This is a genomic window from Paenibacillus marchantiophytorum, assembly GCF_014640555.1.
GTDB lineage: Bacteria > Bacillota > Bacilli > Paenibacillales > NBRC-103111 > Paenibacillus_E > Paenibacillus_E marchantiophytorum.
In genome coordinates, this window is record NZ_BMHE01000009.1 from 166536 (window position 1) to 190425 (window position 23890).

At 47.8% G+C, this 23890-nt stretch carries 14 protein-coding genes; 4 read left to right on the forward strand and 10 right to left on the reverse strand.

What is annotated here, in order from left to right; all coding sequences use genetic code 11:
- Window positions 1–8 precede the first annotated feature (8 nt).
- Window positions 9–1745 (forward strand): DHA2 family efflux MFS transporter permease subunit, encoded by a 1737-nt coding sequence (locus IEY34_RS11885; protein WP_189011785.1) that lies wholly within the window; start codon window positions 9–11, stop codon window positions 1743–1745.
- Window positions 1746–2278: 533 nt separating this feature from the next.
- On the opposite strand, the gene IEY34_RS11890 is transcribed toward IEY34_RS11885, so the two are convergent.
- From IEY34_RS11890 to IEY34_RS11920, 7 genes are all read right to left on the reverse strand, one after another.
- Window positions 2279–3301: an alpha/beta hydrolase family protein gene (locus tag IEY34_RS11890; RefSeq protein ID WP_189011663.1), complete on the reverse strand. Its 1023-nt coding sequence runs from the start codon at window positions 3299–3301 to the stop codon at window positions 2279–2281.
- Window positions 3302–3452: 151 nt separating this feature from the next.
- Window positions 3453–4319: a carbohydrate ABC transporter permease gene (locus tag IEY34_RS11895; RefSeq protein ID WP_229757600.1), complete on the reverse strand. Its 867-nt coding sequence runs from the start codon at window positions 4317–4319 to the stop codon at window positions 3453–3455.
- Between the two features lie 13 nt (window positions 4320–4332).
- Window positions 4333–5241: an ABC transporter permease gene (locus tag IEY34_RS11900; RefSeq protein WP_229757601.1), complete on the reverse strand. Its 909-nt coding sequence runs from the start codon at window positions 5239–5241 to the stop codon at window positions 4333–4335.
- 80 nt (window positions 5242–5321) lie between these two features.
- Window positions 5322–6857, reverse strand: coding sequence for an extracellular solute-binding protein (locus IEY34_RS11905; protein WP_189011666.1), 1536 nt, complete (start codon window positions 6855–6857; stop codon window positions 5322–5324).
- Window positions 6858–7070: 213 nt separating this feature from the next.
- Entirely contained in the window at window positions 7071–9281 is a 2211-nt protein-coding gene (locus IEY34_RS11910) for a helix-turn-helix domain-containing protein (RefSeq protein WP_189011668.1), read from the reverse strand.
- Between the two features lie 168 nt (window positions 9282–9449).
- Entirely contained in the window at window positions 9450–15452 is a 6003-nt protein-coding gene (locus IEY34_RS11915) for a fibronectin type III domain-containing protein (protein ID WP_189011670.1), read from the reverse strand.
- A gap of 317 nt (window positions 15453–15769) precedes the next feature.
- Window positions 15770–16225, reverse strand: coding sequence for a CBS domain-containing protein (locus IEY34_RS11920; protein ID WP_189011798.1), 456 nt, complete (start codon window positions 16223–16225; stop codon window positions 15770–15772).
- Window positions 16226–16450: 225 nt separating this feature from the next.
- Between IEY34_RS11920 and IEY34_RS11925 the strand changes: the two genes are divergently transcribed.
- The 3 genes from IEY34_RS11925 to IEY34_RS11935 all read left to right on the forward strand — a co-directional run bounded on the left by IEY34_RS11925 (window position 16451) and on the right by IEY34_RS11935 (window position 18875).
- Window positions 16451–18352: a sensor histidine kinase gene (locus tag IEY34_RS11925; RefSeq protein WP_189011672.1), complete on the forward strand. Its 1902-nt coding sequence runs from the start codon at window positions 16451–16453 to the stop codon at window positions 18350–18352.
- A gap of 83 nt (window positions 18353–18435) precedes the next feature.
- Window positions 18436–18597, forward strand: coding sequence for a hypothetical protein (locus tag IEY34_RS11930; RefSeq protein WP_189011674.1), 162 nt, complete (start codon window positions 18436–18438; stop codon window positions 18595–18597).
- 56 nt (window positions 18598–18653) lie between these two features.
- Window positions 18654–18875 (forward strand): alpha/beta-type small acid-soluble spore protein, encoded by a 222-nt coding sequence (locus IEY34_RS11935; RefSeq protein ID WP_189011676.1) that lies wholly within the window; start codon window positions 18654–18656, stop codon window positions 18873–18875.
- A gap of 69 nt (window positions 18876–18944) precedes the next feature.
- On the opposite strand, the gene IEY34_RS11940 is transcribed toward IEY34_RS11935, so the two are convergent.
- The 3 genes from IEY34_RS11940 to IEY34_RS11950 form a co-directional block, all read right to left on the reverse strand.
- Window positions 18945–19790 (reverse strand): ATP-dependent DNA ligase, encoded by an 846-nt coding sequence (locus tag IEY34_RS11940; RefSeq protein WP_229757603.1) that lies wholly within the window; start codon window positions 19788–19790, stop codon window positions 18945–18947.
- Window positions 19791–20806: 1016 nt separating this feature from the next.
- Window positions 20807–21955: a response regulator gene (locus tag IEY34_RS11945; protein ID WP_189011678.1), complete on the reverse strand. Its 1149-nt coding sequence runs from the start codon at window positions 21953–21955 to the stop codon at window positions 20807–20809.
- Window positions 21933–23759 carry a sensor histidine kinase gene (locus IEY34_RS11950; protein ID WP_189011679.1) on the reverse strand — a complete coding sequence of 609 codons (1827 nt, stop codon included), beginning with the start codon at window positions 23757–23759 and terminating at the stop codon, window positions 21933–21935. The genes IEY34_RS11945 and IEY34_RS11950 overlap by 23 nt, the downstream gene beginning before the upstream one ends.
- Window positions 23760–23890: the final 131 nt, after the last annotated feature.

Genomic DNA, 23890 nt, shown 5'->3' on the forward strand with positions numbered 1-23890 from the left:
GCACCATGATGAATATGTATGCAGCCGGTTACGGACTATTCAGTTTGCTCGTTCTCTTCGCCGTGAATTGGATCTACGTCAGAAATAGAAAGAAACGCAGCCCGCTCCCGGTTGGCCATTATACCCCGATTCCAGAACCGTCCAACTTGCTCGTCGAAATGTCCGATGAATTGAGTGGTCAATTCGAATCTGGCGGTGAATCCGCGGTGCGGTCCGATCTAGAAAAGAAGGCAGAAATCAAAGTCGGACAGCTGCTGACCGTGCTTATGCTGGGCGCCTTTGTCTCGATTCTGAATCAGACGCTGATCAACGTTGCCATTCCCCATATCATGACGGATTTCAACGTTTCGGCCAATGTTGTACAGTGGCTCACGACGGGTTATATGCTGGTGAACGGGGTGATGATTCCCATTACCGCCTTTCTCATCGAGCGCTATGGATCCAGGTTTATGTTCCTCACTGCGATGATTTTATTCACTGCCGGAGCCGTCATTTGCGCTGTTGCACCTAACTTCTCCATCCTCATGGCAGGCCGAGTCGTACAAGCATCAGGTGCTGGAATTATTATGCCGCTGATGATGACGGTATTCTTGACCGTATTTCCTCCTGAAAAAAGGGGCAGCGCTATGGGAACGATGGGCATTGCCATGATTTTCGCACCGGCGATTGGCCCTACGCTTTCCGGGTGGATCGTGCAAACCTACACTTGGCGACTCTTATTTTATATCGTTCTGCCGATCGGGTTGATCGATATCATCTTGGCTTTCTTTCTCATGGGGAATGTGACCAAGATGTCGAAGGTGAAGTTCGATTTCTGGGGCTTCCTCTTCTCCACTGTCGGCTTTGGCGGCTTGCTCTTTGCCTTCAGCGAAGCAGGCTCTGCCGGATGGCTGAGTGTGAAGGTGCTGGGCACGATGCTTGTCGGCATCGTCAGTCTTATCCTCTTCGTCTGGCGGGAGCTGACAGTGAAAGAACCTATGATCGACTTGCGTGTGTTCACTTACAACATTTTCACGTTGACGACGATCGTCAGCTCCATTATCAATATGGCGATGTTCGCAGCTATGATCCTGCTTCCCATCTACCTGCAAAACATTCGCGGCTTCACCCCGCTGGCTTCCGGCTTGCTGCTGCTGCCGGGCGCTATTCTGATGGGGGTCATGCAGCCGATTGCCGGGATGATTTTCGACCGTATTGGCGTTCGATTGCTAGCCATCGTTGGGCTGCTCATCACCACGGCCACGACCTGGGAGTTCAGCCAATTGACGGCTGACACCACGTACAATCATATCTTGCTGCTCTATTGTCTGCGCATGTTCGGCATGTCCTTCATGATGATGACCATCATGACAGAGGGCATGAATCAACTGCCGCGGCATCTGCACAGCCATGGAACGGCGATGTCGAATACGCTCAGGCAAGTGGCCGGTTCGCTGGGCACTGCCCTTCTGGTCACGGTGATGAGCTCCAGGGCTGATTTCCATTTGGGCAACAAAAGCAGCACGTTCACCTCAACGAATCCCTTCACCCTGAGCGAGCTCAGCCGATTAGGCAACGGCATAGCGGCTATGGCGCATATTCCGGTAGCTGCGGGAACGAAGCTTGTTTCCACATTGCTGTATGCCACTTCGGTGAAGGATTCAACGATTAACGGCATCAATGATGCCTTTCTGATAGCGACGGGGATTACTGCTGTGGCGCTGATTCTTTCGTTTTTCATTAGTCGGGTGAAACAGCCCTCGTGAGACCCAAAGGGAACTACGATCCGCTATAATGCTGAAAACAGCCTTATTCCACGCCAGTGGGAACTACGATCCGTTATTTCACCATTTCCTGCCCGGAATCAGCATGTTCCGCTTAATTAGCGTACCTCAGTTCCCTTTCATGCTACTTTTACCTCCGTTTCCGCCAATTAGCGGATCGTAGTTCCTTTTCACGCTAGGTTCTGTGTCATCGCATAGTGCAGAGGGAAACTACGGTTCCCTTATCTCCGCGCGGGGATAGCCGGGATAGTCGGGGTAGACGGGGATAGCCGGGGTAGCCGGGGTAGCCGGGTAGCCGAGGTAGCCGAGGTAGCCGGGGATAGCCGGGGATAAGCCGGGGGGTAACTCCTCGTTCACGCAAAAAAAGGAGCTAAGCAGCTTGTATGCAGCTCCTTTCTTTTTGTCATCCACTGCTGCTTTTTTGAGCAGAAATGGCCTATTCCACAAAAATGCTGCATCATGAGCAAAAAAATCATGCCCCGTGACATTGTACCGTCACAGAGCATGAGGAGCCCTCAATGCTTTAGCCAATCATCCAAAAAGGCATAAGCCAACAGGCGGATCTCCGCAGGAAAATCATGACCCCCATCCCCGAGATAGGATCGGAAACGGTCCGCTTTGCCTAACCAGCCGTACAGCTTCGAGAGCTCCAGCATTCCTTCTGCTACAGCTTTCCAATGGGGAAAAATGGTATCCGCCTGAGCTGCATAGTTGAAAAAAGGTACCGGGGCGCATAACGCAGCGATCTCATGGAACTCGAATGGAATTTGATCTATAGCCAAATCTGCCGATATTTGCGGAATGTGCGTATAGGGGTAGTTCCGGTAGCTCCAGTGTGCTGGATAGGGGTCACCCGTAAAGGGACTGAAACCGCAGCTGGAAACGACGGCTTTCACACGCTTGTCGATGCCTGCGAGAAAGTAAGAATTGTAGCCGCCGAACGAGTGGCCGATCACCCCGATAGCTGATGGATTTACATAATCCAGCGCGCACAGCACATCCACGCCCTGCATGTGGTCCGTTATATTTTTGGCAACGGTCGACCAGCCCGGGTGATGCTCATAGAAAGGCTCGCTGTTAAACGCTGGCTTATTCGGGTAAATGCGTTCCCCCGCCGTAAGTGCATCCGGAACGAGCACAACATACCCCCGTTCCACCAATTCGAGGGCGTAGATCCGATTCTTGCGACCTGAGGACATGGCAATATCGTCCTTCCCCTGCTCATGCGTCGGATGCAGCGCGAGCACGGCCGGATATCCGGCTGGCCCTGGCGCTTGTGCCTCTGGAACGAGCAGATAAGCTGTAACCGTGTCGCCATAAACCGTATCATAGGCCACATGCAGACGGGTATGACCAGACTGTTTGCTCTGGGAACGAACCTGCAGCTTCACAGGCTCCCTCTGGGGCAATTCTCCTATATATTCCAGCCAAGTGCTGCGAATACCGTTTAGCTTCTCTTCCCACTGCATGATGCTCTCGATGCCTTGCAGAAGCGGCGGCATGCCCGTTTGGTTCAACTGCGATAAGTTGTATGCCATGTGTGGATAACCTCAATTCATTGGTTCTGTTCGTTTCCTTCATTCATAGTAGCGGCACTGGAGCGGCCTGGGTACTATCATTTTTGTTAAAGACTCAACTTTTTTGCTTAAAGCTAAAAATTGTACCCTTTCTCGCAAAACAACCCTGTCATTATCCTTTCACAGATCCGATCAAGGCGCCTTTTTCAAAATATTTCTGGATAAAAGGATACACCAAGATAATGGGCAGCGCAGCTATCAGAATAACGCCGTACCGTAAGGATTCCAATACAACATGTTGTCCGCTCGCTGTGGAGGTTTCCACGATGTCACCAACTTGGCCCACGATCACCATGTTGCGGATGATGAGTTGAAGCGGGTGCAAACTGGCATCGCGCAGAAAAAGCAGCGCACCGGTAAAAGAGTTCCAGATTTCAACGGAATAGAATAAGCCGATTGTCATTAGAACTGGCTTCGATAATGGGATAACCATGTGCGTCAATACCCCGATGTCGGACAAGCCGTCGATCCTGCCAGACTCCTCAATCTCCTTAGGAAATCCTTGGAAAAACGTGCGGACGATGATGAGATTAAACGTATTCAGTGCGTTAGGCAGCACCATCGCCCAAATTGTATTCATCAAGCCATATCCACGTGCCACAATGTAAAAAGGGATAACACCGCCATTAAACATGATTGTGAAGACAATCATCAGCATGATGCTTTTGCCGAATACCAGCGACTTTCTCGATAGCGCGTAAGCGCCCGTTACGGTAATAAACATAGAAATGATGGTGCCAAGAACGACATAAATGAGTGTATTCTTATAACCGATCCAGATACGCTGATCGCTAAGCACCGCTTTGATGGCATCCAATTGAAAGCCTCTTGGCCAAAGACCAACTTCATTCTTGACCACATGATCAGGCGTGCTTAACACGACAGAAGCCATATGGATAAAAGGGAACAACGCTGCTGCAGCAACCAGAGCGAGCAGCAAAACATTGATGATATCAAAAACGCCTATGCGCCTGGACAATCGCTCATCTCCTTTACCATAAACTGGTATCTCCTACTTTGCGGGCAATCCGGTTCGCGGAATAGACGAAAATAAATCCTACAATTCCCATGGCAAGATCAATGGCTGCCGCGTAACTAAAGCTTCCTTGCAAGATACCAATCCTGTACACATAAGTAGGAATGATATCGGCCGTTTCCAAATTCGCTGCATTCCCCAGCAGGAACGCTTTATCAAAAGCCAAATCAAGTACTTGGCCCATCTGTAAAATGAAAATAATGACCATCGCCGGAATAAGGGATGGCACTGTAACATGCAGCGTTTGCTTCCACCTGCCCGCGCCATCAATTTCCGCTGCTTCATATAAATGAGGGTCGACCGAAGCCAAGGCGGCTAGATAAATAATCGTGCCGAAGCCAGCCGATTGCCAAATATCCGAGGTGACATAGATAGCCCGGAACCATTCCGGTTTCTGCAGGAAACTGATGGGCTCGAGCCCCCAGGACTGGATGATATTGTTCACTACGCCGGTACTTGGCGACAAGATCATGATGAGAATGCTGGAAACAACGACAGTCGAAAGAAAATAAGGCATGTAGCTGACAGACTGGACGAATTTTTTAAACCGTTTAAATCTCATTTCGTTAAATAACAGCGCGAGAATGATAGGCGCCGGAAAACCGAAAAGCAGTCGGTATCCGCCTAATACAATCGTATTCTTGATAATGATCAACGCATCGGGATTGCTAATAAACATCCGGTAATATTTAAGCCCCACCCATTCGCTCGCCCAAACGCCTTTGAACAGATTATAGTCCTTGAAGGAAATAATAATCCCGAACATAGGCACATAACGAAACAGAATATAGTAGAGCAGTGCGGGGGCAAGCAGCAGAAAGTAGACTCGGTCCCGCATCAATCTCTGGAAGATCGTTTGATTCAAGACGGTGCCTCCTCTTTTATTATGGTTGAGCCATATGCCTGTCTCAGCGGGAATATGACCCAACGATTATCGATCATTGCTTATTTACTTGCATTTGCTTTTTGCCGATCCAAGGCAGTCTGGTACGTTGACAGCATTTTTTTCAAATCATATTTATCCAGATCCTGGGTGAATTTATCCCATTCGGTCAGCGGTGTTTCTCCCAAAATAAACTTGCTGAGCGAAGACGTGTAGAATTTGAACAGTTGGTCGCCCGGTACGGCGATAGAAGCCGCTTCCTCCTGGGTCAGAACAGGCATTCTATTATAGGTTGGGAACCGATATTTGGGAGCCTCCTGATAGGAGAACTGCTCGCTTTCCTTGACTAGCGCAAGCCAGGCGTTAAAATCAAACCATCCGTAGGTTCCTGCTGTTTGAATCCCGGATTCTCGGCGCAAATCGTTGGCTTCTTTGTAAACAGGCTTGAACTTTCGCTTGCCGCCTTCGATCGTATACGTCTCTCCTTCTTTTCCCCAGCTCTGAATGTCCTTGCCTTTCTCCGAATAAATGTAATCCAGATAGCGAAGAGCGGCATCTTGTTTCGTCGTCTTGGAAGCGACTGCGAATCCAAATTCCTCCGTACCGCCTCTTGGCAAATACGGCTGAGTTCCCACTCCGACTGGCGGCGCCATGAATTTCAAATTGCCTTCTTTAAGTTGGTTGTTCATAATCTCGATTTGACCGATAAATTGTACAGTAATGAACGATTTATTCGAGGACATGAATTGTGTCCATGCTTTGTAGTCCATTGTGAGCCAATCTGGCGGAATCAATTTGTCTTTCTGAAATTTATTTAAATACGTAATCATCGACTTGGCAGCCGGTTGTTTCATGCCATAGTCCATTTTCCCTGTTTTCGGATCTTGGTAGAAGCTTGGATAGAAGCCGAAAGAAGGGCTGAACGTATCCAGAGTGGCAATGCCATGACGGAATACGAACGGGTAGCTGTCCGGATATAGCTCTTTCAGCTTTTTTGACGTTTCGTACAGCTCATCCCATGTTTTGGGTACCTGCAAATTGTTCTTCTTGAAAATATCTTCCCTATAAAACCACACCATCTGACTGCCAGCGCCCGCTCCGTCGTTAATAATGCTGTAAATTTCTCCGCCTGGCATCGTAATCCGTTCGCGTATGTCGGGATTCGCTTTAAGATAGGCTTTGACATTCGGCATTTTATCCATGTATTTGGATAAATCCAAGAACGCTCCTTGTGGACCGAACTTCTGAACCTCGTTTGGAAAAACAGACAGGACATCCGGCATGTCTCCCGATGATACGGAAAGCGAGAGTGATTCCGGGCCTGTAGCCAGTTCCTGTTTAACCGTAATGTTCGTTTCTTCCTTGACCCATTTCCAGGTGCCCCAGTCCGCTTTGGCCGGCCATGCCGTCTGATTTTCCGTAAATACTCGAAGGGTCGCCGGTTCCGGCAGCTTGCTTGCTGCAGCATCAGACGCTGTGTTCGGTTGAGTGGTTGCCTTGTCTGTCCCTTTGCCCGTTTCACTGCTGCACGCCGTGGCCATCAAGAGCGATGATGCAATCACCGACAGGACTAGCGTACTTTTCCTCATTTGTTTCATTTGGTAACCCCTTTCTGTGTGTGAAATCATTTGCGATCCTTGACACCTTCATCATAGGGAAAGGCTGCTATTCGGTAAATAAATGAAAGCCGCGAAAACATCAACTTTATTCAGATACCTAAAAATACGATTAAGTTTCGATAAAAGTGTTTAGTTTCTCAGAGTCATATGGCGCAGAAATGAAGAAAAGCCCCGCTGGCGCGAAGCTTCTGACTAGGATCTGGGCGATGGTTTTTTGCGAAATTCACTTGGTGTGATCCCTGTATACTTTTTAAACATCCTGTTAAATGAAGTGATATTCCGATAACCGACCGCTTCGGCGACATCATGGATTTTCAACTTGTTTTGTTCGAGCATACCGGTCGCCTTGCCAATGCGAATTTCATTGATATAATCGACAATGTTCATGCCGGTTTTCTCCTTGAAATAGGAGGATAGGTAGCCGCCGCTCAAATTCAGCTGTTGGGCAAGCACATCCAAATACAAATCTTCGGCGTATCGTTCGTTCACATAATCCATGATGAACACTGTGACTGGATCTTTCTGTTCCGTTTGCTGCTTCTTCTCCCTGACCGCTTGGGCAGCCTGGGCGACTGCTTGCTGCAACAGCAGCTCCAATTCGCTGACGGCGACACATTCCTGCACCTTATTCTGCGTTTGCTCCAAAAGGGTTTGCATCGTGCCAGGGTTGTCCAACACATTGGAAACTTCGCTTTTGATTTTATCCAGCAGCATATCAGCAAAGCGGGCTAACGTCGCAGCGCTCATCTGCTCCCCTTCCCATCTAGCATAATAGCGCGTCATGAAAGTCTCCAACTGTTCAACATTGCCTTCACGCAGATTCACACAAAATTCTTTGTCCTGATTGGTCGTAAAAACAGGCGAAGGATACATATCGAGCGGGGCTGATACGATTTGAACAGCGTCGATTAATCTCCGCTTGCCCAGCACGCCTTGCACCTCTTGATACGCAGTTGCGATATGCTCCGAATGACGGTATTCGCTCGATACAGCCATGGTCATCAAGCCATATTCCCGATCTTGTCCGAAAGTCTCCTTCATCCGTTCAAGTAAAGTGTCCAACTGATCTCTGCGCTCGTTGAATACAAGACTGAGGATTTGATTATGTTCAATCTGGAAGGTCAGGGAATCCGGGAAACTTTGGTTCAGTTCATTTTCAATAAAGGCTTTCATATAATAGAGCCATTTCTGGAATGAGACATGCTCCCAGTCGTAATTTTTCTTGCCCATTACATGAAAGAGTACGAATACATAACTTCTTTCCCTGAAATCCAGCAGCGCTGAAGTCGTATCGTCCTGCCGAATCGCCTTCAAATGGTTGAATAAGGCAAGCTGCTGATCCGTTTTTTTCTTATCGTACAATTGATGGCTGATGAGATCGAATTCCCGAATGCTCGACCTAAGCGGTCTGCCTTCCTGGGTTGATCTAATCACTTTTTGCAGCGGATTGTTAATCCGGGCGGCAATAAGCAGAGCGGCGATGATGCTCAACGTCACCGAGAGCACGAGAATCGCAACAAGTGTGATATTCAGCCGGGTCTGGGATACAATCTTGTCGACCGGAACACGATGAATGTAGGTAAATCCGCTCACTTTGCCTGAGCCATAGAAATGATAATCGCCATGACGAATCAATGCCTTGCTATCCTTCTGCAAATCGCTTAATGCAATGAAGGGTTTTGGCCCTCCGCTGTTGAAAATGGTTTGTCCCAGATCATTGTACATGACGAAGTCGTCGCTAGGCGCTACGTGAAAAGCCTTGAACATTTTATCCGCATCCAGAAACACAATGATCATGAACTCGTTGTTTCCCTTCGTCTTATACACAATCGGGATCAGCTTGCTGCTTGCGGCGCGGTAACTATTCATCTCATTATAGAAAACGGCGGATGGCAATATGCGGCTGCTATAGTTCTCTTCGAACTGCTTCTGCCAGAATTCGAGCGGATAGTCTGGACTGACATGGAACACATTGAACATGGTGGACGCGTCGGTGCTTGTGCCTTTCTCCAGCACGAACGCATCACGCTTGGCATACAACACGATATTATCGATGAACAAATAGGAGTTGGACACCCAGGTATTCATTTCACGTTGAAGAATGGGATAATTGATGTATTGGGGGTTGTACTGAAGCCGTTGGACTTCTTCGTTATAGAGGTATAGATGCATCTGCTTATTAAGCATCTCGAAATGCTTCTCGTAGCTGTCCATCGTACTGTTCAACATAAGCGTGTTATATTGCACAATTTCCTTGCGGACGTTGGACTTGGAGACGGAAATGGAATACAGTGTGAGGGAAACTAAAAGGATGATGATGCACAAAAAACCCGCAACTAATCGCAGGAATAAAGAGTTCGACCGATTACGAATTAATAAATAAATAGGTTGAAGCTTCTTCATTCGGGCCTCCACCTCTTATGTTAGATTCGCCACATTATGTTGTCTGGTACCTATCTAGTTCCTATTAAAACAAATAATATAATTGTTGTAAAGAAAAAGGTTATCCCTCATCCTTGCGGACTTCGGGATAACCCTTAAGTATGTGATCTTAGCAATGATAAGTGAGCGTTACTTGATCGATATCGGCACTGAGGCTGGCAATGACGCCTCCGTGTTGTACATCGTCAGATCATCGAACCAGTAGTTCCCCGTAAACCGATAAGCACTAATCCGCACGGCATCGATCTCCGTTATCGCGAAATTATTGTTATAGAACGGGATAGCATTGATCCGGTAAATCCCGGTTGAACGATCGAGTGTGCCAGGAGCATCCGCCGTTCCCGTGTAGCTTTGGAAGGCATCTGACTGCATGGCAACCGCGTACGTTTTGGCCGTCATATCGAGATCAAAACGCAGGGTGACCCATTGGTTGCTCGGCAGTGTGAATCCGCTCTTGGGAATTCGGAAAGCGGTATTGACGCCATTCACCATTTTATAGTAGCCCAGCGAACTGTCGGAAAATAACGTGAACCGGACGGCATCCGATGAAGCACTGCGCAGCAGAAGATCCAGATTTCCTCCGGTGTGATTCAAGGGACTAAACATAAATTTGGTCTCGAAGGTGACTGCCCCGCCTAGCGGGGTATTCGCCCTCTTCACCATAGGCATTTCTACGTATTCATTCGTAGAACTGTAGGTATTATCGACCAGCTTTAACGCTTTGCCTCCGCTGGGCAGCGGCTCAATGGTTACCGTCGAGCCCGGTGACGTATTCGTCGACCAGCTGCCGCTGTTTCCTAAGTTCCCAATCGCCATGTCATCGAACGTTTCATAATATTCCCCATGGCTGCTAGCTGTAGGCAGCGTTACAGTTAACGTCGGTCCATTCAACGATTCATTGCCTTTGGCATCCGCAGCCTCCACTTTGAAGGTATACGTTGCCCCCGGCTGGAGCCCTTTCACATCATACGTATTGGTGGAAACTGTCGCCAGCTTCACAGCTGTGGCGGGAGAACCGTTCAGTTGGTATAACGAATACGCGGTGACTGTACCTGAGTTATCCGTCGCCTGATCCCAGCCCAGCCTTGCCGTCTTAGGGAATAGTTGGACCGAGCGGAGCGAAGCTGCCCCGCTCCATGTCGGCGGCGTACTATCATTCATCAGCACCGTTAACGGGCTGCTCGTGGCGCTCAGACTGCCGTTGCTGCCGATCGCCTTCACCGTAACGGCATACGTATGCCCACCTTCGAGACCATCCAATGTGGCGGAAAGCGTGTTTCCTGGGACGATCGCTTTCTGCGTACCATCCGCATAAATCTGATACTCCGTTACAGTCGTATTACCTGTCGCAGGACTCCAAGACACGGTTGCTGACACATCGGTTTGGGAGACCAACTGCACATTCCCCGGAGCTAGCAGGACGGGCTCTGTCCGTTCGTACATCGTTATATAGTCAAACAAGAAGCTGCTCTTGTACCGGTACTGCCGAATAGAGAACTTATTTAATGCCGTACCGGTAAAATTGCTTTCAAAGAATGGAATTACTCCAGACTGATACACACCTGTGGAAGGGTCTAACCCGCTGAAAGCCAAGCCTCCCTCATTAATAAGTGCCTGCGTCTGCATCCTTATCACATACGTCTTAGAAGCCGTATCCAAATCGAAACGCAATGTGATCCATTGGTCTTTGGGTATCAGAAATTTTTCCATTGGAATCTTGACATTCACATCTGCGTTGTTCACCTTTTTGCGATAACCTATGGTCCCGTCGCTGAAAATAGTGAAGCGCACCGCATCTTTACCGCCTCCACTCAGATACATCTCTACGTTTCCGTAGTTGTACTCATCCACCTTGCTAAACATAAATTTGGTTTCGAAAGTCACTTTGCCATTAAGCGGTGTATTGTCTCTGCCGATGGCTGTGCTTTCACCGTATTCATTCGCAGTATCGTACCAATTATCCAACATCTTCAAGGCCTTGCTGCTGGAGCCTGGCAGCGGCACAATTTCAATCGTCGTGCCATGCTCTTTGTAGAAGCTCCAATTGCCGGTCGGGCTTGTCACATTGGCATTCGTCCAGTTATCAAAAGTTTCATAGTAGCTGTTGTTAGTCAAAGTTGCAGGCATCGTCACGGTAGTCGTCGGTCCGGTTGCAGATTCATTCCCTTTGGGGTCTTTCGCTTTCACCATAAAGGTATACGTCTCCCCAGGCTGCAAGCCTGATACATCATTATGCTGTTCATTGAAAGTTCCTATTTGCGTGAAAGCTGCTTGCCCGGCCTGTTTCTGGTAGATGGTATAGGCTGCGACCTTACCGGAATTATCCGTCGCTTGATCCCACTCCAGCCTTGCTGTTTGCGTGAATAGCTGCGGTGCGCGGATGGCTGCAGCCGCTCCCCATTCAGGCGCTGCCGAATCATTGGTCGTCACACTCAGCGCAGCACTTGCCGAGGAAAGATTATCACTCGTATCCACTGCCTTGACTGTTAGTGAATACGTATGCCCTGCTTCTAGTCCTGTAATTGTGGCAGAAAGCGTACCGCTGGGAACTACTAGTTTCTGTTTACCATCCACATAGACATTGTATGCTTTGATAGCTGCATTATCTGTAGAAGCACTCCAAGACAATGCTGCCGTTGTTTCCGTTTGGGCGGCAGACGCCAAGTTGCCAGGGACTGTAGGAACATACTCATCATCCTTGACTTGTATGATCCCAACATAGTCCAGATTCATCGCTCCCGCCGCGTTCCACATCGTTATTTCGATGGGACCAGCAGGCAGTGGCTGCCCAGTCTTCAGCCTGAGTCCTCGCCAATATTCAGATTGCGTTCCATAATCTTGCGTTTTTGGCGCCTCAAAATAGTAAGGCTGGCTTCCGATCATTGCATAACGAGCAGTTTGCTGACCCGCAGGAAGGTTCCAGCCAGCTACATACTTTAGAAAGAAATCGTAATTACCTGCTTGGGGAACGTCAAACTTCCACGTGACCCATTGACCGGGCTGATCCCAATCACCAATCCCGATCCCTCCGGATAGGAAGGCTCTAGTCGTATATTTGGAGAAGGTTTTACCGCCTGAAGCCACGAAATTCTCCGCTTCCTGCCACTGCATAGAAAGCGCTGACCGCTTGGCATCCGGATCCGTCCACACCAAAGTCTCTGCAGCACCTCCATCGCCAACGCGCTTCAGCTTGAGCAACCCGCCTGCTCCACGGTTGATAATGGCCGCATTCTGTTCCAAATACAAACTGTTCGGGCGTCCATGCTTTTCGAAAATGAATCCAGCAGGCGCTGCTTCCACTTCGTAAAGGCCGGCTGGGTTGTTGATTTTCCCCCAAGCGACAGGGACGTCTTCCGTATCGCTGTAAACTTGAAGCGTAACGGTGTCCGATACGCCTCCGATCAAAGTCTGCAGGGTTGCAGCGTTCAACGGATGAGGCATCGGCGTGTTGTTGAGTTTGAAAGCCCGCTGACCCTTCTCCACACGTAGGGTCAGCGTACTGCCGGCGAACTCCCAATAAACGCCGCGATCCGCTATCCCACCTGCAACGGCTCCTCCGCGCGGAATGTCCTCACCACTGCTGCTCTCGCGAAGCCGCGTTAGTCCCGGAGCCTGCACGGCAACCTCCGTTTCTTGCAAACCGGATACCGATAAGCGGTCGTTTCCATATACAATCGTGGAAGGCTGGCTGCTCTCGATCAGCGTGTTCCCGTTCTTCACCACTTTGGTGCCGTTCACAAGCAGCACGGTATCTCCCTTTGTGGCCACAGCCGCTCCGTTAAAACGGATCGTCCCGGCGTCAATTTCCCCACTCATTGTCAGCCTGACATACACGACTGAACCATCTTCATACGTCAATTTCATATAATTGCCATGATTTTCGGAGACCACATTGGGCGGAGTTGTCCCTCGCTTGAAGGGGTTAAGCGTCGCCACGAACGTCGTTGCTGTCGTGCGGGGAGCGATGAAAGCCGCATGCTTCTGCTCTTCATTCGCGAAACTCCCCTTCGGCTTCTGTTCAATGCCGTATTGATCCAGAAATTGATCTTCCGTTGCCGCGTGAAGATTCGCTGGCGCCAACATCCGAACCTTGAGCCCGGCATCCCGTTTCATAATCGTCGCACCAGCCTGATCGGCATCGATATCGAGCTCGTCTTCGGCATGAAGCCGCCACTCGAATTCATTCCCGCTCGGATCATTGCTTTGCAATTGATCGATCACGACAAAGGCATCCGGTCTGATATAGATGACATGACGGTCAGCTTTCGCCAATTTGCCCATATAGGCGGCAGACGCATCCCCACTCGTGGCGTCGAAATCAGGACTGGTGACGAATCCTAAGATTTGGCCGTCGGCATTCAAGTTATCAATGGGCTGTCCTTGCTTGCGGTCGAAGGTAATGGCATTGGAAGCAAACGTTTGCTTCGCATATTTGGCATCATGATCGCTGAAATATGAATCATAGAATCCACTGTCAATGGCGAGCGATTCGCCATAAGCATTCAGGACGAAGCCGTTCTGATTAGCATGACTGTGGCTGAAGCTGCCGTAAGGGCTGGATTTAAAATAGAAGGAAATCCGAGCCGGATCGTACAGCTCGGAATGCATCGCGACCTGCCCCACATCTTGGAACCACCTGGCATCTGGCAGGTCCATAGGAGGTCTTGGCGTTAATGTTTCCGTTCCGTAGAAATAATTGTTCAAATCTGCTGTAGGCTTCATGCCGATCGCATCCGCCGCCCATTTCAGATGCGGATCTCCATATATCTGAGCAAGACGGTTATACACCGTTACGTTTGAACTGCCAGGCGCTTGTTCGCTATCGTCTCCGAAGTTGCCCTTTGGACTTCCGTTCGGGAAAGCATATAGCGGATACATCCCTTCATTGCGCGAATAAGCTTTGGCATATAAGTTCATTCCGCTTGCTGCCATAAGGACATCCATAAACTGTTTGTTGAAAAAGGATGACCACTGCCAATAGCCTGTTCCTTGTCCCCAACCGCCATCCTCGCCACCCCAGGGAGGCAAAATATTGATATAGGCCGGAACAACATCTTTGAACCATTGCTCGGCTTCCGGAATATCGGTAAGCATCGCCGTGGCGATGATGCCGATGAACCCTATGCCAGTCCAACCATGCGGGTCGTAAGGGTTATTTGCAATAGAATGCGTCACAACTAAGTCATTGACTAAGGTTTGTGTCCGGACCTGAATCATGGATTTGATCTTTGCTCGTTCTACAGGTGTCAACAAATCATACATCCAGTCATAGGCCATGGCCGAGCAAAGTGCGATATATCGGTGAACCTGAGTCTGAATCTCATAGCTTGTCGAGCCGTTCGGATCCCAGCTCGCTATGCTTAATAGCCGATCTTTGGCGTTTTGTCCAACAGCAGCAGAACCCGACACCAGATAAACGAATGCCGCATCCATCATCTGATTAACGACATTATCGGAATAACTCCTTAGCGTGGTTGTTGCTTTCGCCCACTCCTCATCACGAGGATGTGATAATTCGTAGGGGAACGTCGGCTGTGCAGGGACGACATTCGTTAGCGATGCTAGCTTCGCATCGTAAAAAGCTTTCCCTGTCGTTTGGGAAAGACTCCGAAATTCAGCAAGCTTATCGGGTGTCGTAAATATCCGCGGATGCTGTGCACTGATTCGGCCCATCAATTCTTCTATTGACGGTACAACGAAGGGCACATTATGCTCCTGGATGCGAAACTTCCGAATGTCGCTCCATTCCGACCATCCGCCTGCTGCGGTGTGGTACCGGACCCGCCAATACCAAGTGCCGTCATCAAAAGTATGAGGAAAATTATAAAAATTCACCGTCAACGTTTGATTCTCATAAACCACTTCCGACACGGTCGCGCTGCGGCTGACTTGAAGATCGTATTTGTCGGCGCCGCTAACTGCTGGCCACTTGAAATCAGGCGGGTTCTGTGAGGTGACCAGCGAATCCGCTGGTCCGAATGGCATATGAAGTCCAGACAACACAGCGGGAGGCCAGGGGGACGCTGCTTGGGCTATAGGCGTACCTGCTGTTGACCATGGACCGAGCAGACCGAGAATCAACAGTAATACGATTCCTACTGCCGTTCGCTTTTGTAATCTTATACTCATCATTCTAATGAATCAGCTCCTTTTCATGGATTGAGACGATTGTTCCTATACCTACTGACAAGGTGATTTCTCCGCTGCTTTCCTGCACACGACTCTTCCCTCCCTTCTTCCTGTTCATCATAAAAAAACGCCCACTTGCCCGTAAATTAGCAAATGCCGCAGAAAGATCAACTTTCTTCGAAAAACCTTAATTAAGCCTACTTATCCCCAAAATGCTTAAACCAAAAAGGCTGCCCGCTGGGCAACCTTAGGATGGACACATCTCTTAATTCTTCAAATCGTCCTCAAGCAGATCTTCGAACTGCTTGATCTTAGCACGGTTATAAAATGAACTGAAAAGAGTGCCTGATTACATCGCCTCGACTGATGATGCCGACTAGAACGCCTCTGCGCAGCACAGGCAGTTTTTTTATTCTTTTTTTACCCAGAATAGCCGCAATTTGCTCAATGTCCTCTTCTGCGTCAACAGCAATGACCTTTTTCCTGGCCATTTTCATAACATTTAGAGGAAGCAGACTGTGAACTCTTTCATGGAATTCTTCATTATCACCTTTGAACACGGCTGTGTAATAATAGGAAGCGAAAACATGATCATCGTGCTTGCCGATGTAACGCATAATATCGCCATCGCTAATATAAGCGACTACTTCATTACGGTCATTAACGACAGGCAATCCGCTGATTCTGTGTTCAATGAATTTCTCAATCACGACACGCACAGGATCGGATTCCTTCACTTTGTAAACTTGACGAACCATAATGTCTTTTGCTTTGATGACGGTTCACCCCCCGCTAAAATGTCTTTCAGCCAAGCAGATTGTAAAAAATGACATTCACACTTGCATTATATAACGATGTAGCTTAGAGTCAATTAAGATTTGTCACGATTGTAGAACATTCTCAAAATTATTCAAAAAAAGGAAAGGTTCACAAAGCAGGAAAACGTCGAATTTTGTAGAAATTAGAAGAATAATATTACTGGGAGAGGTGACTTCCGTTTCATGACATTCATACATAGAACGCTTTGGATCGCAGTGCTTATGATGATCATTGGACTCGGTTTCAGTTCATCCCAGCTGCAGGCTCAAAGTCAGGGTGAAAAAGAAATTATCACCGAATGGAACTTGATTTGGGGGAATGAACCAAATTCCATTGATAGCATATTGAAGACGAATCATTCCGATTGGCTCCGTATCCCAGACTATCGCGCGTTTCCTCAGAAACCCAAAGAGATCTCAACCGCTTGGGCCAAAGTGGACTTACCTTCCCAATTACCCGGTCAATACAGTATTCTAATAAACGAAATATACGCTCAACATATGATGGTTTATTTAGGCAAGGAACTTGTACAAGAGGTAAATTACGAATTTCCATATGATGTACAACGCATATTAATCCCTGTTAACAAAGAAGATGCCGGGAAGAGTATTTATCTCAAACTGGAAACTACGCTTGATCGCCTGGGCATTAACTCTGACATTCAACTTGGCAATCATACTCAGTTAATGCGGCAATTTCTGAAGCAGGACTTAGTCAGTGTCATTATAGGCTGTTCGTTTATTTTTATTGCTTTCATTATGTTCATTTGCGCCATTTATTTGAAGCGAATTCAAATCGCAAGTTGGATTTCGCTAAGCCTTATTTTTATCACTATGGGCATTATTTTTATTACGAATACACCGCTGACTTATATTTATTTTGCTCAATTCGGGGCTATTTTTTCGGATATGTTCGACATCGCTCTGGCTGTATTCTTACCTACGCTAAGTTACTACTTCGAAAAAGTTTTCGAAAATGGTCAACTTCATCGCTTTCGAAGTTTTCGAAAATTCCAAATTTTTTATTCCGCTTTTTATCTGCTGTTCATGATTATTAATCGATTAAGTGATTATAAGTATAATAATGCTTATTACTTTATGACATCTACTGTCTTGGGCTTTATCATGATTATACAATTTGTTTTACTGATCACCCTTTCTGTGCTCTTTGCGAAAAGAGGGAATAAAGATGCCGTCATATTCTCACTTGGTTTTGCTCTGTTCGCCTTGTTAGCAACGATCGATCTTACTTGGTACTATCTCAGTTCGCAGACGCATCAGCTCTTTTTATGGAAATGGGGAATTCTCGGATTCAACAGCACGCTAATCGTCATATTGGGAAGAAGACTAGCAGCCTCTCAAGATTTGCTGATGAATTACTCCAAAGAACTTGAATTTTATAACCAGCATGTACAGGTGTCAGAAAAAATGGAAATGATAAGCTCGCTTACCGCCTCTGTCGCTCATGAAGTAAGAAATCCACTTCAAGTTACCCGCGGCTTTTTACAGTTGGTCGCAGAAAGCTCGAATGAGAAGAACAAAGGCCATATTAGCATCGCTATCGGGGAGTTAGATCGAGCTTCCGATATCATTACCGATTTTTTAACTTTTGCAAAACCGCAAGAAGAGGAGTTTACCGAGCTCAATATATCCAAAGAATTGAAACAAATTGAAGGCATCATCGTTCCCTTAGCCACTTCACACGGCGGCAACGTATATCTTCATATCCCTCGTGACTTATTCATGGAGGGGAATTCCCCCAAATTAAAGCAAGCGCTGATTAACATCATCAAAAATAGCATTGAAGCTTTTCAAAAGGATGGACAGATTCATATCAAGGCCTATGAAGAGCAGAATGAGGTTATTATCCTTATTAAGGATAATGGGAGCGGAATTGAACCTGCTCAATTATCCAAGCTGGGGGAGCCCTATTTTACAACGAAAGTAAAAGGAACTGGGCTAGGTCTCATGGTTACCTTCCGAATCATTGAAGCTATGAAAGGCACGATCCGCTTCAGCAGCCAAAAAAATGTCGGTACAGAAGTGATGATCCGCTTCCCCTCTATTCGCAAAAAAAGTTCCTAATTGCTGCCCACACCCTCATACCAGGATCCAAAAGCGAATTCTATAGGAAAGAAATATAGGATTCATGATGGAGGAGGACTCCCGTGCTAGCTCATACAGAGGAAAGAAAGATCACTAGCGGCGATATTGACCAGATGATTGCCGAGATCGATAAAGGTTGGGAAGAACTATTCGACATCCACTTGTCCTGTCAACATATTCGCATAGATTTGGCTTTGATCTTGAAATCTTTGGACGATGAATGAATAAAAATCCAAATAATCCACAAAATACTCCTAACCTAATAAAGGAGTGATTCCAAATGGCAAGAAATAGAAGCAGCAATACCTTAGTGGTGCAACAAGCAAGAGCCGCTCTTGATCAAATGAAGTATGAAGTTGCGCAAGAATTAGGCATCCAAATTCCGCAGGACGGTTACTATGGCAACATGGCGACTCGGGACACCGGAGCAATCGGCGGCCATATTACGAGAAGACTGATTCAGATTGCGGAACAACAATTGTCCGGCGGAATAAGACGCTAATTCCACATCCACGATAGATAATAACGAAAAGACTGAATCCACCTATCCAAGGAGATCCAGTCTTTTTTTTCAAACAACAAATTCCATAAACACTGGCGAACGCAGCTTCCCGCTTTTCGTCCAGTTTCTAGTCTTGATCCTCGCCATGAGCAGCGGTTCCATATAAGCAAAATTCTGATCCTCTTTGAACACCAGGCGATGTTTCACCCGCTCTAGCGTTTCTTTGTGAAGCGCGGTGACACCGATCTCAATCACGCCGGCCGGAATTTTGGAGCCATTCGCTGAATCGATAGAAGCCAGCAAGGCAAATTCATTTTTCCTGTAGCCTGAAATATAGACATCCGCGTAAGTCCAGTTAATCACCTTCTGCCACTGTTTGGAACGCTTGCGAGTTTGATATCGGGAGTTGTCCTTCTTGGACTTCATCACGATGCCTTCAAGCCCTTCACGACAGATCTGTTCAAAATAATCAACGGCGTTCCCCTCATGCACGCTAACCTTCCGGTAGCTCTCATTTTCAACGAAAGCCTGATCGAGCAGCTCTTTGCGCTTGAGCAAGGGGAGGGCGGTCACGTCAATTCCTTTGTATCTCATGATGTCAAAAGCATAAAATATCACTGGCGTTTTATTTTTCCTGGCGTAAAATCTCGCTGTCATCGCTTCATAATCCGATCTGCCTTGATCATCCAAAACAACCAATTCTCCGTCGAGCACGGTTCCCTCAGGTATAGGACAATTATGTAACTCTGGAAATTTATTGGTAATCAAGTCACTTTGCTTCGTATACACATACAGTCGATCCATATTGGAAACAATACACCGCATACCATCTAATTTGAGTTCCGCAATATAGTTTTTACTGCGAAAAGCTTTGTTATCCTTCGCTTCTTGCAGCAACATAGGAGAAATGAACATCGGCTATCACCCTAAGTAAATGATACTTCAATGCCATTCATCTGCCTATAGGAACTTGGAGGGAAAAGAACGCCGTGCTTTTACCCCGGTTCTGGCCAATTAGCGGATCGTAGTTCCCTTTCACGCTGCGCTCTGCGTCATCGCTATGCCCAAAGGGAACTGATCATAGTTCCCTTTCACGCTGCGCTCTGTGTCATCGCAATGCCCAAAGGGAACTAGAATCCGCTATATGGCTGAAAACCGCCATATTCCACTCCAATGGGAACTACGATCCGCTATGTCACCAATTGCCCGTCGGAATCAGCATCTTCCGCTAAAATAACGTACCTCAGTTCCCTTTCATGCTGCTTTTACCCCGGTTCCCGCCAATTAGCGGATCGTAGTTCCCTTTCACGCTGCGCTCTGCGTCATCGCTATGCCCAAAGGGAACTAGAATCCGCTATATGGCTGAAAACCGCCATATTCCACTCCACTGGGAACTACGATCCGCTATATCACCAATTGCCCGTCGGAATGAGCATCTTCCGCTAAAATAACGTACCTCAGTTCCTTTCATGCTGCTTTTACCCCGATTCCCGCCAATTAGCGGATCGTAGTTCCCTTTCACGCTGCGCTCTGCGTCATCGCTATGCCCAAAGGGAACTAGAATCCGCTATATTGCTGAAAACCGCCATATTCCACTCCACTGGGAACTACGATCCGCTATGTCACCAATTGCCCGTCGGAATCAGCATCTTCCGCTAAAATAACGTACCTCAGTTCCCTTTCATGCTGCTTTTACCCCGATTCCCGCCAATTAGCGGATCGTAGTTCCCTTTCACACTGCGCTCTGTGTCAACGCATAATCCAAAGAGAACTGTAGGACGCTATTCTGGAAAATAGTAGGGGTAGATAGCGCACTGTAGTTCCCTTCCTTTTCGCGCGAGGCGGCTGGTGGAACTCCCTCCAAAACATATAAATTATGGCGTGTAATATAATCCCTTTTATGGTCAAAAAACCGCAAGCAATGCCTGCGGTCATTTTCTATCAGAGAATCGGCTTACCAACCGATTATAGAGATGAATCAAATCCTCGGATGGGCGGATGCCAAGCTCTCGGCTGAGCAGTCGAACATAATCCGTGTATAGAGCCGTCAATCCTTTTTTGTCTCCGGTCATCTCCCGGATCCTCATAAGGAGGTGAATGACGGATTCGTCCAACGAATTGCGCTCGTTGAGCTTGAGCAGCAATCTCGCCGCCGAGGCTGTGTCTTTTAATGAGATTAGCATCGCGGCTAGCCGCTTGACGAATGATGCGTACAATTCCACATAATGCTCCGTTTCATGAATTGCCCACACATACGCCTTATCCCCAAACAAATCGCCCGTATATAGACGTTCAATTTGCAGCGCTCTCTCTATATTGCCAATATCAATGACCTGTAGTTCCTCCACTTGCTTCTCAAACTCTATATAATCGATCATAGGATCCTTTAATTCCAGCGCATAGCCATCATTCTCTGATCGTACGACTTCGCGCAAGCCAATTAGTTCCAGGGACTTGCGCAATTGATAGACCGTCGTATTCAGATAGCTCTCTGCCTTCGATTGATGCATTCCTCCGAATATTTCCGTAACCAGTCTGGAACGGGGAATCCGTTTGCCGTGATTCAGCTGCAAATACGCGAACAGCTCCGCGCACTTCCGCGAGATCCATTTCACGCGGACCGCTTCATTGCTCACGACGACATCCCCCAGCATCTTAAGAACGACCTTTCCCGGATTCGTCGGTGCGGCAGTTGAAAGTAACGGAGAGAGCACGCCTCTCTGGTTCATCCGCGCACGATTGACGGCCCGCTCCAGCCGCTCTTGGGTTACAGGCTTGACCAAATAATCCAGTACGGACAGCTCGTAAGCCTTCAAGGCATATTCCTTGTGCGACGTGATGAAGATGATTTGTACATGAGATTCCGCAAGCTCGATCTCCGCGGCAAACTCCATGCCGTTTCCCCCCGGCATAGAAATGTCTACGAATGCTAGGTTGATATCCGCATTCTCGCTCAGAAAGGAGGCTGCGGACTTCGTGTTCGTGAACGCAGCCGCCACATGCACATCCGGCATCTTGGCTAGCATTTTGCGCAGTATCAAATGCATTGTCGGCTCGTCATCCACCATAATCACTTTCATATCCGTCTTCCTCCAATCCTCCATCGTCGAATGCATCCACCCAGCCTGCCGTTGCAGGCAAGCTGAATGAGAAGGTCGTGCCGATGCCTGGCTGGCTCTCGAACCAGAGACTGCCGCCGTGGATACGGACGAATTCCCGTGTCAGGGCCAGTCCGAACCTCGTATCCCCCGAGTCTCCTCCATTCACCATAACCTTTAGGAACGGTTCCTCCTTAAGCAGCAATTCCATGGTCTGTTCATCGATTCCCACGCCATTGTCGCTTACGGATACGATAACCATTTTACCTTCCAACCTGGCTTCGATCTCAATCTTGCCACCGATGCCAGTAAACTTAATCGCGTTGGAAAGCAGATTCCGCAGAATCAGATCCAGCATCTCTTTATCTGCTCTAACTCCGAGCTTCTCGTCTATATGCTCTGTCAGTCGAATTTGTTTCATACCCGCTTTCGTTCCGGCCAGCAGCAAGGCTTGTCTCACGACTTGCTGCAAATTCCAGCCTAGCGGACGAAACACGACTTTCCCTTCCTGACTACGATACCAGTCTAGCAAATTTTCGACTAGATGGAACGTACTTTGCACTTGCCCTTTCAGCTCCCGCACTAACTCCGCATGCTCAAAGTCTGACGCTGTGAGTTCGTCGCCAAGCAGCTCAGTCAAGCTGACGAGCAGAGCGATCGGATCCCGAATATCGTGCGCCACGACGGTAAACAACTTGTCCTTGAAAGCGTTCAGGTCGGATAACTGCCGGGCATTCTCCCTGAGTCGGTCCTCGCTTTCCTTCATCTGCGTAATATCGTTGAACATCAATATCTTACCGATTAAGACTGTACTGGATTCGTAAATGAGCGACAAACTACAACTGTAATGCCTGGTTCGGTTTGCATACATTCGGTGAAATGGGAAACGTTCGTCCCCGTCACCAGCGGCACGAATATGTTGGATCAGAGCCGGACTGGCTGACAGAACCATTGCCATATCGGCGGGATAGCGTTTCGTCAAACCGAGCTCAGGAAAAACTTTTTCCGCTGCTCTATTGTAACTGATAATTTGATCCTCATAATCGAACAAGATGACGCCGTCACGGATCGTTTCGAACACTTTGGCGTAAGCGAGCGGTGTTAGGCGGAGCAAATTAAACCGAAGAATTCCCCACACATAAGCAACTCCCGAAACAGCAAAGCCGAACGGCGTCAAATCGACGGTCACCCCGAACCAGAAGAACATATTGAACAACATCGGGGCAATCGCGCCCAAAAGAAGAACTACAATCTGTTTGCGCACAATCGGCAAAGCTTTCCAATACATAGGAATAAACAGCAGCATCCCATACAGTAAAGCAGAATAATTATAGATGGTATGCACTTCATACCAAGGCCCTTTGACTGTCGTATACAAAGGAATCGAAGATTCCACATTCAACACATAGCGCTTATAGACAAGATGGTGCCATTCATTCGTTGCATGCAGGACAAAGACGGTTATGGGAATAAGGAATAGCGCTAATGCGAGCTGCTTGCGGTAACGTGAGGCAGTCCCCGTAAACTGAATGACTTGAAAGAGCCAAAGCGTGGTCACGAATGGAATGCCCAAATATTCGATTTGAAGAGACAACTTCACTTCTTTCAGGCTTCCGCTCAACACTTCAAAAGCATAACCAAACGCATAGCAAGCTGCTGCCAGCATAATAAAAATCATCGTTTTGGCAACAGGAAGATGACGTTTCCGATAAGACAGGAAGGAGATGAACAGCATCAGAGCTGTTGCGATAAAAAGCGTTACCGACATCCATTGTTTCGTGTCCATGCCTCATCTCCTCATGTATCTATGAACTGTCGAGCCATTTTATGGGGTAGTTCGACAATATTCTACCAAAAACAGGATATCACTTTTCTCTATCTGGTGTCCACGATTCTCTCTGGGAACAAAGAAACAAG

Bases quoted from the DNA above. Each gene is read 5' to 3' on its own strand.
- IEY34_RS11910 (WP_189011668.1), bottom strand. From the start codon at position 9,281: ATGAAGAAGCTTCAACCTATTTATTTATTAATTCGTAATCGGTCGAAC.
- IEY34_RS11885 (WP_189011785.1), top strand. From the start codon at position 9: ATGAATATGTATGCAGCCGGTTACGGACTATTCAGTTTGCTCGTTCTC.
- IEY34_RS11945 (WP_189011678.1), bottom strand. From the start codon at position 21,955: ATGAAAGTGATTATGGTGGATGACGAGCCGACAATGCATTTGATACTG.
- IEY34_RS11925 (WP_189011672.1), top strand. From the start codon at position 16,451: ATGACATTCATACATAGAACGCTTTGGATCGCAGTGCTTATGATGATC.
- IEY34_RS11915 (WP_189011670.1), bottom strand. From the start codon at position 15,452: ATGATGAGTATAAGATTACAAAAGCGAACGGCAGTAGGAATCGTATTA.
- IEY34_RS11940 (WP_229757603.1), bottom strand. From the start codon at position 19,790: ATGTTCATTTCTCCTATGTTGCTGCAAGAAGCGAAGGATAACAAAGCT.
- IEY34_RS11950 (WP_189011679.1), bottom strand. From the start codon at position 23,759: ATGGACACGAAACAATGGATGTCGGTAACGCTTTTTATCGCAACAGCT.
- IEY34_RS11890 (WP_189011663.1), bottom strand. From the start codon at position 3,301: ATGGCATACAACTTATCGCAGTTGAACCAAACGGGCATGCCGCCGCTT.
- IEY34_RS11905 (WP_189011666.1), bottom strand. From the start codon at position 6,857: ATGAAACAAATGAGGAAAAGTACGCTAGTCCTGTCGGTGATTGCATCA.
- IEY34_RS11935 (WP_189011676.1), top strand. From the start codon at position 18,654: ATGGCAAGAAATAGAAGCAGCAATACCTTAGTGGTGCAACAAGCAAGA.